The sequence below is a fragment of the Nostoc sp. UIC 10630 genome, assembly GCF_010747425.1.
GTDB lineage: Bacteria > Cyanobacteriota > Cyanobacteriia > Cyanobacteriales > Nostocaceae > Nostoc.
Genome location: NZ_JAAGOG010000055.1, coordinates 1 through 15027 on the forward strand (window position 1 = coordinate 1; position 15027 = coordinate 15027).

The window sequence follows — 15027 nt, forward strand, 5'->3', positions numbered from 1 at the left end:
ATCATGAAGTTAATCTTAATGATAACTTCAGCATTTTTTTAATTTATTTACAAGAGAAAAGCAATTGTTAAAGATATAAAAATAAATAAAGTATTAAGATAAAATAACAGGCCGCAATCAAGATGATATCCCTTTATTAACAAATTCTATTTTCAGACATATTACCTTAATAATTTAGGCAGAGCAGGCAGGCAAAAGTGTTTTCTAAAAAGGTGCAGAGCTACATTAACCAAATCATGGTTCAAGAGGAAGTAATACAACAGGATGAAAAAGTATTTTGCCAGCAGGCAGATACTTCTCCTCTGATGATTTGGATGGCTGGATGCAATGCACTTTATTGCTACTTAAATTCAAATTGGCTGGAATTTACTGGAACCCATCTAAGAAAAGGCGGGCCTGCATCTGCTCGACGAGAAGAGATAAGCAATATCTGGGCTGGTAGCGTCCATCCAGAAGATCGACAACGATGTAAAAATATATACTTAAAAGCATTTGCAACGTATAATTCTTTCCAGAGGCAATATCGCCTGCGTCGGTCTGATGGCAAATATCGCTGGATTTTAGATACAGCTGCGCCACGATTTTCAGCAGATGGCAGCTTTGCGGGTTACATCGGTTATTGTGTGGATGTAACAGAAGTGCGACCTACCCTGAGAGAAGACTGCTCGGCATCTACAAATTCATCTCGTCGTCTCCGCAAATTAACAGAACAAAAACAGGCAGTAGAATTAAAAAAAGCACAAAAGCAACTACAAGCCGAAACTGCAAAACGCCAAGTAGTTGAATCACAGTTACGCCAAAGAACATCAGAATTTACAGCGATTTTGCAAGTGCTTCCTGATTTGTACTTTCGTATCAATGCTGATGGAAGTATTCTGGATTACAAACCAGGAAAGATTGAGAACTCGTATATTTCAACAGAAGATTGTCAGGGCAAGAGTTTGCGAGAATGCCTACCGACTGCTATCTGCGATCGCTTTCAGCAAGCAATAACTCAAGTACTAGTAACTCAATCTTCAGTCAGTTTTGAATATACCTTGCCGCTCCCACAAGGGAATAATAATTTTGAAGCTAGATTATTACCATTACCAGACCAGCAAATCATAGTTCTTGTGCGTGACACCAGCGAAAAAGCACAAACAGCATTAATAGAAAGCGATGCCAAGTTTCGCACCATTATTGAAAATGCCAATAACGTTATTTTTGCCCTGACCCTTGAGGGGATATTTTCTTACGTTTCTCCAAACTGGACTGAAATTTTTGGGCATGAGATTGCAGAGGTTGAAGGTCAATCTTTTGTTCCCTTTGTGCATCCTGACGATGTGTCTATTTGTGCAGATTATTTCCAAAGAATTGCGACAACAACCCAAAAGCAAGAAGCAATTGAATATCGAGTAAAACACAAAAATGGTAGTTGGCGATGGCATACAAGCAACTCATCTGCTATTAGAGATACCAATGGTAATGTTGTAAACTTCGTTGGTATTTGCTATGACACCACCGATCGCAAACAAGCAGAAGTTGCACTTAGAGAATGTGCCCAACGGGAAGCATTACTCAATCGTCTTTCTAACCAGATTCGAGCTTCCTTGGATCTCAATTACATTGTGGAAACCGCAGTGCGGGAGATTCGTGACTTATTCCAGATCGATCGCTGCGCCTTCTTTTGGTATCGGCAAGACGCTGAGGTTCCCTACTGGGAGAAAGTATACGAAGCGAAAAGTTCCTTTTTACCCTGTCTGCTTAACGAGCAAGAAGCAACTAGTGCAGAAATCAAACTCATTGCAGCCAAAACATTGAATAGGGAAATTATTCGCATTAATGATGTAGAGACTGTGGGCGATTTCACTACACAGCTATTTTTGCAGGATTTTGGTTTCACTGCCTTTATGTCGCTACCTGTACACACCCAATCTGGAGAAATAGGCACATTTAGCTGTGGTTCTTGTGGTGGCTTCCGCCCCTGGCTAGACAACGAAGTAGAATTACTACAGGCAGTTACAGTGCAAATAGCGATCGCTATTGACCAAGCTAAACTCTACACCCAAAGTCGCATTGCTGCTCAAACAGCCCAAGACAAAGCCCAGCAACTAGAAGCAGCATTACTAGAACTTCAACACACTCAAGCGCAACTCATTCAAACCGAAAAAATGTCCAGTTTGGGACAATTGGTTGCAGGTATTGCCCACGAAATCAATAATCCCGTCAATTTTATCTACGGCAATATTAGCCACGCCCGTGAATATACCAAAGATTTATTGCACTTGGTAGAACTTTATCAACAGAGTTACTGCCCACCAACACCAGAAATTCACGAACAAATCTACAACATAGATTTAGACTTTCTCAAGCAAGATTTGCCGAAAATTCTGGATTCCATGAACATGGGAGCCGAACGCATTCGGCAGATAGTCCTATCTTTACGCAATTTTTCTCGCCTTGATGAAGACGGCACGAAAGCAGTAAATCTTCATGAAGGTATTGATAGCACCTTACTGCTGTTGCAAAATCGTCTGAAAGCCAAACCAGGATATCCCGAAATTCAAGTAATCCGAGACTATGGCAACCTACCACCAGTAGTCTGTCACGCTGGACAGATGAATCAGGTATTTATGAATTTGCTGGCAAATGCGATCGATGTTTTAGAAGAGTCATTTGTCACTAGTCATTTGTCATTAGTAAATAACTCTAAACAAAGGACAAACGACCAAGGACAAATGACTTCTCCTCAGATTCGCATTCGTACCCTTATCAAAGAAGACTATGTAATCATTAGCTTTGCTGACAATGGCCCAGGCATGACTGAAGAAGTACGCAAACGCTTATTTGACCCCTTCTTTACTACAAAACCCGTGGGTAAAGGCACGGGTATGGGTTTGTCAATTAGCTACCAAATTGTCGTCCAAAAACACGGCGGAAAAATCCAGTGTATTTCAGCACCAGGAGAAGGTGCGGAGTTTATTATCATGATTCCACTACATGAGCAACCTTCAACATAAATATAACTTTAATCTTTTCTTAACCAAAAAGTTAACCTATTGGTTGTTAACTAAGATTAATTCACTTTTTGCTGCAACATTTGACCCCCCAAAAAACCTAAAATTTACAGGAATTGGGGGGATTATTTGTACTATTATGGGGGGTTAGGACTAGAAATATTACACTTTAATTACTCTGTAATGGTAGTACTATCTTTGCGTCGGCATAGCCCAACCCAGGCGATAGCACCTTTAAAAAAATCCCTGAATACAAGTAAAGTAGAAGGCTGGGATGATACAACCCCAAGGTCAAAATAGTATCACCTACACACGCGTTATTCATCTAAGTCACGTGATTGACATAGATATTCCCCAGTGGCCTGGAGATCCCACAGTAGAATTTGAAACTGTGGCTGAACTAAATAATGATGGCTATTACCTCCGACGTTTAGCCTTGGGGGAACATAGTGCTACCCATATCAACGCTCCTAACAGCTTCCATAGCTATAGTATGGGAATTGACCAATATCCCGCCCAATCTCTGGTTGTACCTGCGGTGGTCATAGATATTCGTCAAGCCACAGCCGTGAATTCTGATTATGCCCTGACTGTTGCTGATGTTGGGGCTTGGGAAGAAGAATACGGTGAGATTCCTCAAGGGTGCGTAGTTATACTGAATACTGGTTGGCAAAAAAAGTGGTTTGATAAAAATGCATTTCTAAATCATGATGCTCAAGGTATTGCTCATTTTCCAGGGTTTGGTAGCGATGCAACTCAATTCTTACTGAAGGAACGGCAAATTGCTGGGGTAGGGATTGATACTCATGGTGTAGACCGAGGACAGGATAACACTTTTGCTACTAATCGTTTGGTATTGGAAAAACCGCGTATTGTTTTGGAAAATCTCACCAATTTGGATCAGTTACCACCCAAAGGTACTACTCTAGCGATCGGGATTCTTCGATTGCGTGGTGGTTCTGGCTCTCCTGTGGGTGTCTTGGCGTTAGTGCCTTAATTTTTATATCGATATTTGCTTCTCACACCAATTTTTTAAACTTGAGGATAACCTAGAAAGCAAGCAAACTTAGTACAGCTTTGTGTCAAATCGTAGCGTTTTTAAACGCAGAGGAACGCAAAGTAAACGCAAAGGTACGCAGAGTCTTGCCAAATTTTCTTGGCTTATTGTTTCTTTCTTTGCGTCCTTTGCGTCCTTTGCGGTTCGTTTCTCATATAGAAGTGGTTATCAGTACACAAGTTTCACTCGATCATCAGCCGGGGATTTTTAAGATGACAACTCCGCTATCTTGCCGCAATTACATCGACGGTCAATGGTTGAATGCTATAAGGGAAGGAACTTTAGAAAGTCGCAACCCTGCGGACAAAACCGAAATCGTTGCCACATTTGTGCGATCGCAAGTTAATGATGTAGATACAGCAGTAGCCGCAGCCCGTAAAGCCTACCGCAGTTGGCGCACAGTCCCGGCCCCAGCGAGGGCAGAATACATCTTTCGCGTCGGGGAAATATTACTCCAGCATAAAGAAGAACTTGCCCAGTTAATCAGTCGGGAAATGGGTAAACCTCTGACAGAAGCTAGGGGAGATGTGCAAGAAGGTATTGACTGTGCTTTTTACAGTGCTGGCGAAGGACGGCGACTATTTGGGCAAACTACACCGTCGGAAATGTCTAATAAATTCGCTATGACTGTGCGAATGCCTATCGGAGTTTGTGCCTTAATCACTCCCTGGAATTTTCCTGTAGCAATTCCTTGCTGGAAAGCTATGCCAGCTTTGGTGTGTGGCAACACAGTTATTCTCAAACCTGCCGAAGATACCTCAGCCTGTGCAACTAAATTGATTGAAATTTTCCAACAAGCAGGTTTACCACCAGGAGTAATTAACTTGGTGCATGGTGTAGGAGAAGAAGCCGGGAAAGCTTTAGTTGAGCATCCCAATGTAGATTTGGTATCGTTTACTGGTTCTTCAGAAACGGGTGCCTATGTTGGCGCTACTTGCGGACGCACTCACAAGCGTGTCTGTCTGGAAATGGGTGGTAAAAATGCCCAAATAGTGATGGAAGATGCCGATTTAGAACTTGCTCTTGATGGAGCAGTGTGGGGAGCATTTGGGACAACCGGTCAACGATGTACGGCTACTAGTCGCCTGATTTTGCATCGTGATATCAAAGAAAAATTTACCGCCATGCTTTACGAGCGTACTAGTAAGTTACGCTTGGGTGCTGGCACTGACTCCAATACAGATATTGGCCCGATTATCAATGAAAAGCAACTCCAACAGGTAAGCAAGTATTTAGATATCGCCCGTGAGGAAGGAGCAAAGGTTTTAATTGGTGGAGAAATTGCCAATGAAGGCTCATTGAAAAACGGTTACTTCTTTCAACCAACTATTTTGGATGATGTAACTCCTGATATGAGAGTTGCCCGTGAAGAGATATTTGGGCCAGTGGTGGCATTAATTGAGGTTAGTTCCTTTGAGGAAGCGATCGCAATTCTCAACGATAGCAATTACGGTCTTTCTTCTTCAGTTTACACCCGCGACATCAACCGGGCTTTTACTGCCATGCGCGACATCGAAGCTGGTATCACCTATATTAATGGCCCTACTATCGGCGCAGAAGTACATTTGCCTTTTGGTGGTGTGAAACAAACCGGTAACGGACACCGCGAAGCTGGAACTACCGCAATGGATGTTTTCACAGAATGGAAAAGTGTTTATGTTGATTTTTCTGGAAGTTTACAACGCGCTCAGATAGATAACCGCAGTTAATTTCGCAATACAGCCATTTTCAGTTGAGTAGACTTTTAAAAAAGACCTAACCCCCAGCCCCTTCCCTACAAAGGAAGGGGAGTAAGCCTTTTAGAAAAGAGAATCTAAATAACACGCATTGGACTGCAAAATTTGTAGTATCCCCTTGACATCATGTAGAGCTTGTATTACATTTGTAGTATGAAAAGAAAGCCGACAACAAAGGCAAAACTAAAAGCTCTCAGAAGCTTGGCAATTGCATAAATGCCACTGTTTGGGGCCGCGATTGGGGTTCGACTGCTCCGAAACCAACAAACGGACGGTTGCAGGATTCGGGTTCGATTCCCGACGGCTCCATTTGCTTTGACTTCTATTGAAGGTTGCAATAACCTCAATTAGAGCATCGCAATCATGGAAACTTGGGTCTGTAGCTCTAACGGTAGAGATCCCGGATGTCACTTGTGCCCTGACAGAAAAAGCTTACATACTTGCTCAATGGTAGAGCGATCGTCTCTAAAACGATAAGTGCAGGTTCAATTCCTGCGGTGTTACCACAGCTTTTTCAACTCGCATGAGGTGTGAGTGTAACTCTCACAGGGAGGGTATCGGTTCAATCCCGATCAGATCCACTAATATCAATTTGTAATTAAAACAAGAGGTGATTGCAATGGTTCATATTCGATTTGAAGGACGTTCTGTTGATGTGCCAAAAACCCAATTGGGAATTGCAGCAGGGATGAATGATGTGGCAGTGAAGGAGCGCGTTGCTCGGCATTTAGATGTGAATAGCGATCGCCTTTCTGCTTACGTAATCGATCGCCGTCCTAGTGGCGATTTGATCATTCGCCCTGAAGCTGTCTATGGTTAAATTTCCTAGTCATCCGTGCCCTAACAGAAGAAGCATACATACACATTCATAACGACCCTAAGGTAGTAAAGTTCGAGCGATCGGATTAAGCGAAGCATGATTTCTAAGTCTCTCGCAGATTTAGCGTGCGTGCCCACTGCCAATATTTGGTAAGAGCGGCCGTAGCTGTAAAAAGCTTCTTGAACTTGCACGGAATGAATTAAGACTTAATTCCGCGCCCTAACTTGTAAAGCCTACACACACTCCGGCAACGGAATGCAGGTTCGATTCCTGTCGCTCCCTTTAATGGGAGCGTAGCCAAATTGGTATAGGCAATTGTGAAAACTGCTTTGCTAACTTGTGCGGAATTCTAATTATTTGAATTGTATTTATCTATAACCTTTACTCAATACGGAGGTGAGTTCAATGATGTTAGCTAACTCATGTTTAATAACAACTCAATTAGTACAACTGCATTTAAACAACGTGAGATATGAGCGAACATCGTTTGAGCGAGATTGTGATTGAGCGTCCTCGCGGTGGGAGGAGAATTAGCCTCAAAAAGGTGACTGGCTTTAAGAAGCAATTATACAAAATCACCCAGGATGCTATTCAGGATGGATTGTTGAATCCCTACCTGATTAAACCAATAAATAAATCTAAGTATCTTTCAGACCATCTCGGCCCTCTGCGTCGGTTTTTGCGATCGCAAGTTGGACAGCCTTGGAATGACGTTTACAGCCAACTGTGTCAACGATTAGATCCCAGTACAATGGCAGGACAGCATGTTATCGGTCATGTGTGGGACTACGTTGAACGGTATGTAGAAATAATTGATGGTGGTTTCTATAGCAAGCCTTATCAAGGGTATCGAAATCAGCTAGATGTAAGCTATCGCGATCGCTTCTATATCCATCCTGAAACCGGAATTCTTTGTGCATCTGAGAAAATACCTCGAAAGCAGAAGCAAAAGCAGGAACAAACTGATATTCTCATCATTGATAATTATCATCAATACCAGAAGCTAAACGATATTTGGTATTTAATTACCTTTGAAGATTTTCCACCGCCACCAACTGATTATGTGACCGATGTTGTGAAAGGTATAATTCATCGTTCTGCCGCAATGTATAGAGGTCGAATGATTTACGCTGTTAGTAAACAGCAGTGTAATAAGAAAGAAATTCGATTTATTTTAAATCAACTTTCTAAAATCTAAATTTTTCACTTCGTGCCCTAACTGAAAAAGCTTACATACTAGCCGAATGGTAAGGCACTTGAATGAAGATCAAGCAACTACGGGTTCAAATCCCGTGTGTGAATCAACAGCTTTTTCGACTTGCACGAGGTGATCTTATTTGATGATAATTTCTCTTTGCTTTCAGTGCCTTTGAGTTGCGAAAACTAGTTTTTTAAACGAACCGCATAGACGCGAAGGTGAAGAGAAAAGACAGAGAATTTCACTTACTAATCAGCTCATTACCCAGTCCCTAATCCCCAGTCCCCACTTCCTTTTACTTGGCAGTTGTTGCCGCGCCCCGATCGCAGAAGCTTACATAACTCTGCACAAGTTATACATGATGCTTCTACAACTTGCGCGGTGACTTGATCGCCCCGCGTGCAACATCTGCCTCCTCATTCATCACAACTAGAGTAGGTTCATAATGAATACCGCAGAACGTGACCTGCGTTTGGAAATGCTCAACAGTTTGCTCACAACTCCTCACCGCAAGCTTGAGCAAGTCGCAGAAATTCATCAGTTAATTGTTGAACTCGATCCCATTTTCTACGGACATTTGGCAGTCTGGTATCAGCGTCATGGTGATGTCCGTGACCATAAAGAAGTATTCCTAGCTTATTTACTAACCAGCAATTTGACTGAACACCGAGATGCTGGATTTATGATGTTGCAAGAGTTTCCACCTTATCAGGTAGCTCGTGTGGTGGACTTCATGAAGCAGCAGCAGAATAAACTGCCTCGTTCGGCTCGGACTGCGGTACGGCGTTACTTGAAGACACGGGAGAGCAATCCGGCTCTGTTTGATCGCGCCGCTTTGCGAGGTCGTAAGGCAATGAAGCACTTATATGCTTCGCTGCACATCAAGCCAAATGAACGGGCAAATGCGATTCTGTTTGGCGATACTCCTCCAGAGGGTTCCTTAGCAAATGTGCTGAAGCAGCTGGCTAAGGCAACAAATGCCGTAGAACAGGCACGGCTGATTGTGGAGTTCAAAATTCCATATACGATCGCAGTTGGTGCAATCAAGCAACTTACACCAGTTGTCTTGGTGGCGTTAATCAATAGTATGTCTCCACAAGAAGTGATCAACAACCTCAAGTCTCTCCAGACTAGAGGTGCAATGGATCACCCACAAGTGAAAAAGCTGATTGATTCCAAACTGGAAGCAGCTTCTAAGAGTGGGCGTGTCTCAGCATTCAAAGCACAGATTGCCACAGATGCAGGAGATTTTGACGCAGACACCGTTGCCCAGCTGGAAAAGGTGACAAACGAACAGGTGAAGCGGCGCGGTGCGATCGCTCGTCCAACTGCTTTACTGGTGGATAAGTCTGGTTCAATGGAAAATGCGATCGCTATCGGTAAGCAACTCGCTGCCCTAATTTCTGGTATCACAAAGGCAGAACTGTTTGTCTACGCCTTTGACACCATTCCTTACGCTGTTACGGCAAAAGGCAAGGAGTTGACCGACTGGGAGCGTGCCTTCCAGCACATCAATGCAGGGGGTAGCACTAGCATAGGCTGTGCATTGGAAGCAATGCGGCGGAAAAAGCAGGTGGTTGACCAGATTATCTTGGTGACGGATGAGGGCGAAAATGCTGCTCCTTACTTCGGTGAAGTCTACAAGAACTACTGCCGGGAGTTGGCGATAATGCCCAATGTGGTGATTGTCCGTGTGGGTGGTCATTACGACTGGGTGGAGAGTCAACTAAAGCAGCAGCAAGCACCTGTAGATACATTTACTTTTGCGGGTGACTACTACAGTTTGCCGAATCTTGTCCCACTTTTAACGCGCCCCTCTCGTCTGGATTTGCTGATGGAGATTTTAGATATGCCGTTGCCTGTAAGAGAGGATAAGTAAGGTTAGAATGTGGCATTGCTTGCCAGAACTGGTGAGCAATGCTTATTCAGTAGGTAACCCTTCATATTGGAAAAGGCAGATTTATGGAGATTCAAAATAAATTTAGTTTTTTAGGGAATTTAAGAAAGCTACATGAAGAAGATAATCAACCAATTGAGAATTTTATTGCTAATATTCTTTGCTTTCAAAATGGAAATATTTTTATTGATATCGACTCAGGAATCAAGGAAAGTTTTAGTTATAAATTTTTTTATGAATCTGCCGATATTAAATCTAAAAAGTCCTTAGAGATTATAGAAAACAAAAATCTTTATCGATTGGTAATTTCTCAAACAGACGATCTTGAAGAGGAATTAATTCAAACTCCTTATGAGGGTGATTACATAATTGAAGGAATAACTTCTGAAGGATGGGCTATTAAAGCAAACATTGCAAATGCTAATTTTACAATTAACCACCAACATTTTGCGGTAAATACTCAAAATTATTTAATTAGATTAAGCGATTTATATATTGACTATAATTCTGAATGTATTAGTGGCAAAACAATAGAATCTATCTATGGTATGTCTAACTTAGAAATACTATACAATTTTTCAACTCTTTTTCTAGATTCCAAATGTGAATTCAGTCTTGTATCGGCATATATAGGTAATAAAGAGGCTGATATTTTAAGCGCTGAAATGATATTTAAAATTATAGATAAAAACAATACAGAAGAAATTCCATTCAATACTTATTTTGCATGGTTTGAACTATTAATCTCATTTGCAACAGGAAAATCTATAAAAGAGATTTATAGAATTGAAATAACTCAGAGTAGTAGTGGAAAGAAAAAGATAGAGTATTGGTCTGGCAGTCAGGTTTTTATAAAAGGTGGTGGAGTTGCTGTAATCCAGCAGCCATATTTGCATTTGTTTATTCAGCAATGTGCTTCAAAAGTAACATGAGTTACCTTCAGTGATAAAGGACTAGGATTAGCCTTACATTGGTATATTGAAGCATTTACTACCAATACAGTTTCAGTAGAATTTATACTACTTTGTACAGTTTTAGAAACACTAAATCAAAAGCACTTGTCAGTATTTAGCAGTAAGCTCATTCCTTCCTCTATTTATAGAAAAATCCGGAAGCGAATTTTGAGTATTTTAAGTGAATATCAAAAAGAATTTGATGATCAAGATACTGTAGGAAAGTATCATATATTCAGAGCAAAAGTTGAGAAATCATTTGATGATGCCTCATTGAATAAAGTGGGTAGCCTCAGAACAAGTCTTAAACAAATGCTAGAATTTTATAAGGTTCCCTACGAAGACTTATTTCCAGAACTTGAATTCATAAAAATTAGAGACAACATTGTTCATGCAGGCTTTGGTGGCTTGGATATTGCACCAGAAGTTCGTAAACTTGCAAATCTTATAGTGCGTTTAATCCTCTCTATACTTGAGTATCAAGGTAATTACATTGAGTCCATAAGAATAGAAATTGAGGATAAAATGGGTCGTAGTAAGCACGGTCTTACCTACAAAAATTTTCCTTTTCAGAATGAGTGTTAATTACAATAACCATTCTGCATTTACATTTACAATATTTTTGTATTGTATTGTAGTATAATAATTATATGCGTGCCCTAACTCTTGGAGCCTACATACTAGTACGAGAGGAAAAGTAACACTGTCAAATACAGTGGGCGTGTGTGAACGGGGAGTGCGAAGAACCTGGGAGGTAGGCTTAAAAGTAGCCATCCTTGAAAGAGTGTGTAACAACTCACCAGTGGAGTCCCTCTAGTAACTGAGAACACGCAATGCTCCACCAACTTGCACGCAGAATTTTATTAATTCGTAATTCGTAATTCGTAATTCAGAAAGTCAGATTTTATAGGGTTGCATCTGTAACCTTGTTTAAAAAAATTGGTATTAGTTATGGCTAACATATTTAAGCTAATCAACCAAATTGCGATCGCAGAAGCGCAATTACATACCACCCAATTCCTTGCGCCCTGTGTCAAAGGTGGACGAGTTCGCACAAGGGTAGCCGGGATGGTTTACACCTTCACGCCAAAGCCTGGTAAATTTGAAGGTTGGGGTATTTTTCAGGCTGTGAATGAGAAAACAGCAACGGTTGTAGAAGAAGCAGACTTACCCCAAATTGCAGAATACCTGCAACACTTTCCCCAAATACGGCTGCGGTTAGCACATCAACTGCGGAAACAAACTTGGTTAGCATACCCCGTGAATGAAGTAGATATGCGTCAACGGTTAAAGGTAGTTAAGCCGATCGCAGTCCACTTAGTTACCGAGGGCGTTACCTTTGAGCAAATCATTGCCCGATGGAATGGATATTCTTGCTGGTTTGAGGAAGTCGATCGCCGTACCGATCCGGCAATTTTTGAAACTCTGCAATCTGCCGTCAAGCAACTCATTCCTGCTGAAGAATTACAGTTTAAGGGCATTACTTCAGAAATCCGCACAGTGTATGAATTAGCAACTCGGCGCATTGAGGGATTTACTCAACCTCAACAGGATGAAAAGCGACTAAAAAAGGCTTTGCAAATGGGTGGCGGTGAATTAAATCAATTCCACGATCGCGGCGATTATTGGACAGTCGATTGGACAACTGCTGATGGTGTTCGCCATAGTAGTGCGATCGCTAAAACTGATTTGACTGTTGTCAGTTCTGGCATTTGTCTGAGTGGACGTGATCGCGATTTTGACTTGCAATCCTTAGTAGGTGTAATGGAACACCAAGAGTATTAATTACGAATTACGAATTACGAATTACGAATTATTATGAGTATCTTTTTTCACGAACAGCTTTACCGCACCAATGCTGTGATGGCAAAGTTGAAAAACTATCCTGTAACTATTTGTGGCGCTGGAGCATTAGGAGCTAACATTGCAGAAAACTTAGCTCGCTCTGGTTTTGATAAACTTACAGTGATTGATCGCGATCGCATTGAGGAGCGTAACCTTTCGACTCAGCCTTACTACCGTTCTGATGTTGGAGCATTCAAGGCAAAAATCTTGGCAAATAATTTATATCGAGCAATTGGTACTAAAGTTGATGCCAAAATAAAGGAGTTAACACCAGCAAATACAACTCAACTACTCAAAGACAGCCAGCTAATTGTCGATGTCTTTGACAATAGTGTGGCACGTCAAGCAGTGAAAGATTATGCTCAACAGTTAAGCATTCCTTGTCTTCATGCTGGACTATCGACTGATTATGCAGAAGTGATTTGGAATGACGTTTATCGCGTTCCTTCTGAGGTTAATGATGATGTCTGTGATTATCCGTTGGCACGAAACCTGGTGATGTTAACCGTTGCTGTGGCGTGTGAAGCGATCGTTTCATTCATTGCGACAGCAGAACAACATAACTTCAGCATTACCCAGAAGGATCTGACTGTTCAATCTCTATTTTTGTAGATTGCTTAAACCCTCTTAGCGGCTTGTAGCAGGGTATAAATCCCCTTAATTACGTTAGTCTAGCGGAGGGTAGCCCATCACGAATTAATTAGCTAGATAGCTGTGTATCTTATCCTTGTGTCTTCTTAGACTACCCAAAGCTTGTTGCTCTATCTGTCGCACTCGTTCTCGACTAATACCCATCCGTTGACCAATCTCTGCTAAAGAAAGTTCATTTCCATCTGTTAAACCAAAACGTAAAGTTAATATTTCTCGTTGCTGGGGATTTAATTTTACCAATAAATTTTGAATATTTTGTTGAAGAAACTTCTGTTCAGCATATAATTCTGGAGAGAGTCCATTATCCTCCAACATATCTTGTAATTCTATATCTTTGTCTGAGCCAACTCGTAATTCTAGAGAGACAGGTTGACGTGCTAAAAGTAAATAATCTCGAATTTGTTTTGGATCTAAAGATAGTTCTTCGGCGATATCAACTGTGGTAGGAGTATGACCTAATTTTTGAGTTAGTTCACGTTGAATCCGCTTGATTTTGTTCAGCTTTTCTGTAATATGAATAGGCAAGCGGATAGTACGTCCTTGTTCAGCGATCGCTCGTGTAATTGCCTGGCGAATCCACCAATAGCCATAAGTTGAAAACTTGTACCCTTTAGTTGGGTCAAATTTCTCAACTCCTCGCTCTAAGCCTAAACTTCCTTCTTGAATTAAATCGAGAAAATCTAGGTTATGTCTTTGATATTTTTTAGCAATAGATACTACAAGTCGCAGGTTCGCCTGAATCATTTTCTGCTTGGCTTGTTGCCCTTGATGTAGCTGTTGTAGTAGTGATCTTTCACCAATATTTATATTTTCAACCCACTCTTGTTGTGTTGGTTGACGTTTTAATTGAATAGCTAATTTTTCTTTCGTAGCTAGTAAAGCCATCATTTTTTGAACTTGCTTGGCGAAATTAATCTCCTGCTCATGAGTTAATAAAGGTATCCGTCCAATCTCGCGAAGATAAGTACGCACTGTATCAGCAGTATATAAAATTTTCTCCTTTTTATTACTTTCTTCTAGATACTTGTAAGATAGATTATTCATAGTTATTTGAACCTTCAAAAACATTTGTTGGTTTAGAGGATGTTTTAAAAATCCTCTTGGTAGTAGCAAAACATTTTATATTCCCTTAAATCCAGGCTACTTGCTTCGCTTTTGTCCTAATTTTACTTTTTACTCAGCATTCAGTACTGAGTAACTTAAAAGTCAAGAAATCTGAAATATTTTTTAGTTGTTGCTACGGATCTTTATTTTGTTAAAAGCAATATTTTTTAAGTTAATAGCTTGATGTTACAGGAGCTTGTCAAAGAATTGAAAAAGTTATGTCTGTCCAAATTCTAGTCCGTTCTGAAGCAGGAGCAATAACTCTGGGACTGCTTCTACAATTAGTTTTACAGCACTGGAGACAATGGATTATGGTTTGATTTCACTTTTGCGATCGCAGGGTAACTGACTTGATATCTTAAAAGACTGCGATCGCTTTTGATTAATCCTTACTCAGATTTTGACCTTTTTCTACTAAACAAACTAGTCATACTTAATCCAGTAACCAACAACCCTAATAGCCCTAGTCCGTTCAAAATTGGGTAAATTCCCTGTAATCCCAAGATTTCACCACGATGAATCGAAAGTAGTAGACTACGTGGAACTCCAATGTTAGCTGACCACTCACCTACCAGGGTAGCTGCAATACCAGTTAACAATGTTACAGCAAGCGGTAAAGCCAAAATAATCGCCAGAGTCCGGTGATATTTGCGAAATGAACGCATTATCCAAAATCTCCAGTGGAAACTATAGCAGTTCGCAACTTGATAAGCTACAGAACTATTTGTCTCAAAGCCAGATATAAAGACTTTTTTTGGTGTCTCTTGTCT

At 40.9% G+C, this 15027-nt stretch carries 13 protein-coding genes, 1 tRNA gene and 1 other annotated feature; of the genes, 11 read left to right on the plus strand and 3 right to left on the minus strand.

Annotation, left to right across the window (positions count from 1 at the left end):
* Positions 1–197: 197 nt before the first annotated feature.
* The 3 genes from G1O98_RS15235 to G1O98_RS15245 all read left to right on the plus strand — a co-directional run bounded on the left by G1O98_RS15235 (position 198) and on the right by G1O98_RS15245 (position 5762).
* Positions 198–2999 carry a PAS domain S-box protein gene (locus G1O98_RS15235; protein WP_345940558.1) on the plus strand — a complete coding sequence of 934 codons (2802 nt, stop codon included), beginning with the start codon at positions 198–200 and terminating at the stop codon, positions 2997–2999.
* A 271-nt stretch (positions 3000–3270) separates the two neighbouring features.
* Positions 3271–3993, plus strand: coding sequence for a cyclase family protein (locus tag G1O98_RS15240; protein WP_163929571.1), 723 nt, complete (start codon positions 3271–3273; stop codon positions 3991–3993).
* A gap of 272 nt (positions 3994–4265) precedes the next feature.
* A complete protein-coding gene (locus tag G1O98_RS15245) occupies positions 4266–5762 on the plus strand; it encodes an aldehyde dehydrogenase family protein (protein WP_163929595.1) in 1497 nt (498 codons plus the stop codon).
* A 210-nt stretch (positions 5763–5972) separates the two neighbouring features.
* On the opposite strand, the gene G1O98_RS15250 is transcribed toward G1O98_RS15245, so the two are convergent.
* Positions 5973–6200, minus strand: coding sequence for a hypothetical protein (locus tag G1O98_RS15250; protein WP_163929572.1), 228 nt, complete (start codon positions 6198–6200; stop codon positions 5973–5975).
* A 208-nt stretch (positions 6201–6408) separates the two neighbouring features.
* Between G1O98_RS15250 and G1O98_RS15255 the strand changes: the two genes are divergently transcribed.
* From G1O98_RS15255 to G1O98_RS15290, 8 genes are all read left to right on the plus strand, one after another.
* The gene (locus G1O98_RS15255; protein ID WP_015132106.1) at positions 6409–6609 is read left to right on the plus strand and encodes a hypothetical protein; all 201 of its coding nucleotides are present in this window, start codon (positions 6409–6411) and stop codon (positions 6607–6609) included.
* Between the two features lie 472 nt (positions 6610–7081).
* Positions 7082–7807, plus strand: coding sequence for a hypothetical protein (locus G1O98_RS15260; protein ID WP_163929573.1), 726 nt, complete (start codon positions 7082–7084; stop codon positions 7805–7807).
* Between the two features lie 32 nt (positions 7808–7839).
* Positions 7840–7908: transfer RNA gene (locus G1O98_RS15265), tRNA-Phe, on the plus strand.
* Positions 7909–8252: 344 nt separating this feature from the next.
* On the plus strand, positions 8253–9686 hold the full coding sequence (locus G1O98_RS15270) for a vWA domain-containing protein (RefSeq protein WP_163929574.1): 1434 nt from the start codon (positions 8253–8255) through the stop codon (positions 9684–9686).
* Between the two features lie 83 nt (positions 9687–9769).
* A complete protein-coding gene (locus G1O98_RS15275) occupies positions 9770–10636 on the plus strand; it encodes a hypothetical protein (protein WP_163929575.1) in 867 nt (288 codons plus the stop codon).
* A gap of 189 nt (positions 10637–10825) precedes the next feature.
* Positions 10826–11242 (plus strand): hypothetical protein, encoded by a 417-nt coding sequence (locus G1O98_RS15280; protein WP_163929576.1) that lies wholly within the window; start codon positions 10826–10828, stop codon positions 11240–11242.
* Positions 11243–11404: 162 nt separating this feature from the next.
* Positions 11405–11460, plus strand: a sequence feature (23S ribosomal RNA rRNA prediction is too short).
* Positions 11461–11608: 148 nt separating this feature from the next.
* Complete coding sequence (locus G1O98_RS15285) at positions 11609–12442, plus strand: hypothetical protein (RefSeq protein ID WP_163929577.1); 834 nt, start codon at positions 11609–11611, stop codon at positions 12440–12442.
* A 33-nt stretch (positions 12443–12475) separates the two neighbouring features.
* Positions 12476–13114: a ThiF family adenylyltransferase gene (locus G1O98_RS15290; RefSeq protein WP_163929578.1), complete on the plus strand. Its 639-nt coding sequence runs from the start codon at positions 12476–12478 to the stop codon at positions 13112–13114.
* Positions 13115–13198: 84 nt separating this feature from the next.
* Here the strand turns inward: G1O98_RS15290 and G1O98_RS15295 are convergent, their stop codons facing one another.
* Positions 13199–14197 carry an RNA polymerase sigma factor, RpoD/SigA family gene (locus G1O98_RS15295; RefSeq protein ID WP_163929579.1) on the minus strand — a complete coding sequence of 333 codons (999 nt, stop codon included), beginning with the start codon at positions 14195–14197 and terminating at the stop codon, positions 13199–13201.
* Between the two features lie 449 nt (positions 14198–14646).
* Entirely contained in the window at positions 14647–14922 is a 276-nt protein-coding gene (locus G1O98_RS15300) for a peptidase (RefSeq protein WP_163929580.1), read from the minus strand.
* Positions 14923–15027: the final 105 nt, after the last annotated feature.

Bases quoted from the DNA above. Each gene is read 5' to 3' on its own strand.
- G1O98_RS15240 (WP_163929571.1), top strand. From the start codon at position 3,271: ATGATACAACCCCAAGGTCAAAATAGTATCACCTACACACGCGTTATT.
- G1O98_RS15270 (WP_163929574.1), top strand. From the start codon at position 8,253: ATGAATACCGCAGAACGTGACCTGCGTTTGGAAATGCTCAACAGTTTG.
- G1O98_RS15285 (WP_163929577.1), top strand. From the start codon at position 11,609: ATGGCTAACATATTTAAGCTAATCAACCAAATTGCGATCGCAGAAGCG.
- G1O98_RS15255 (WP_015132106.1), top strand. From the start codon at position 6,409: ATGGTTCATATTCGATTTGAAGGACGTTCTGTTGATGTGCCAAAAACC.
- G1O98_RS15295 (WP_163929579.1), bottom strand. From the start codon at position 14,197: ATGAATAATCTATCTTACAAGTATCTAGAAGAAAGTAATAAAAAGGAG.
- G1O98_RS15300 (WP_163929580.1), bottom strand. From the start codon at position 14,922: ATGCGTTCATTTCGCAAATATCACCGGACTCTGGCGATTATTTTGGCT.
- G1O98_RS15275 (WP_163929575.1), top strand. From the start codon at position 9,770: ATGGAGATTCAAAATAAATTTAGTTTTTTAGGGAATTTAAGAAAGCTA.
- G1O98_RS15260 (WP_163929573.1), top strand. From the start codon at position 7,082: ATGAGCGAACATCGTTTGAGCGAGATTGTGATTGAGCGTCCTCGCGGT.
- G1O98_RS15245 (WP_163929595.1), top strand. From the start codon at position 4,266: ATGACAACTCCGCTATCTTGCCGCAATTACATCGACGGTCAATGGTTG.
- G1O98_RS15290 (WP_163929578.1), top strand. From the start codon at position 12,476: ATGAGTATCTTTTTTCACGAACAGCTTTACCGCACCAATGCTGTGATG.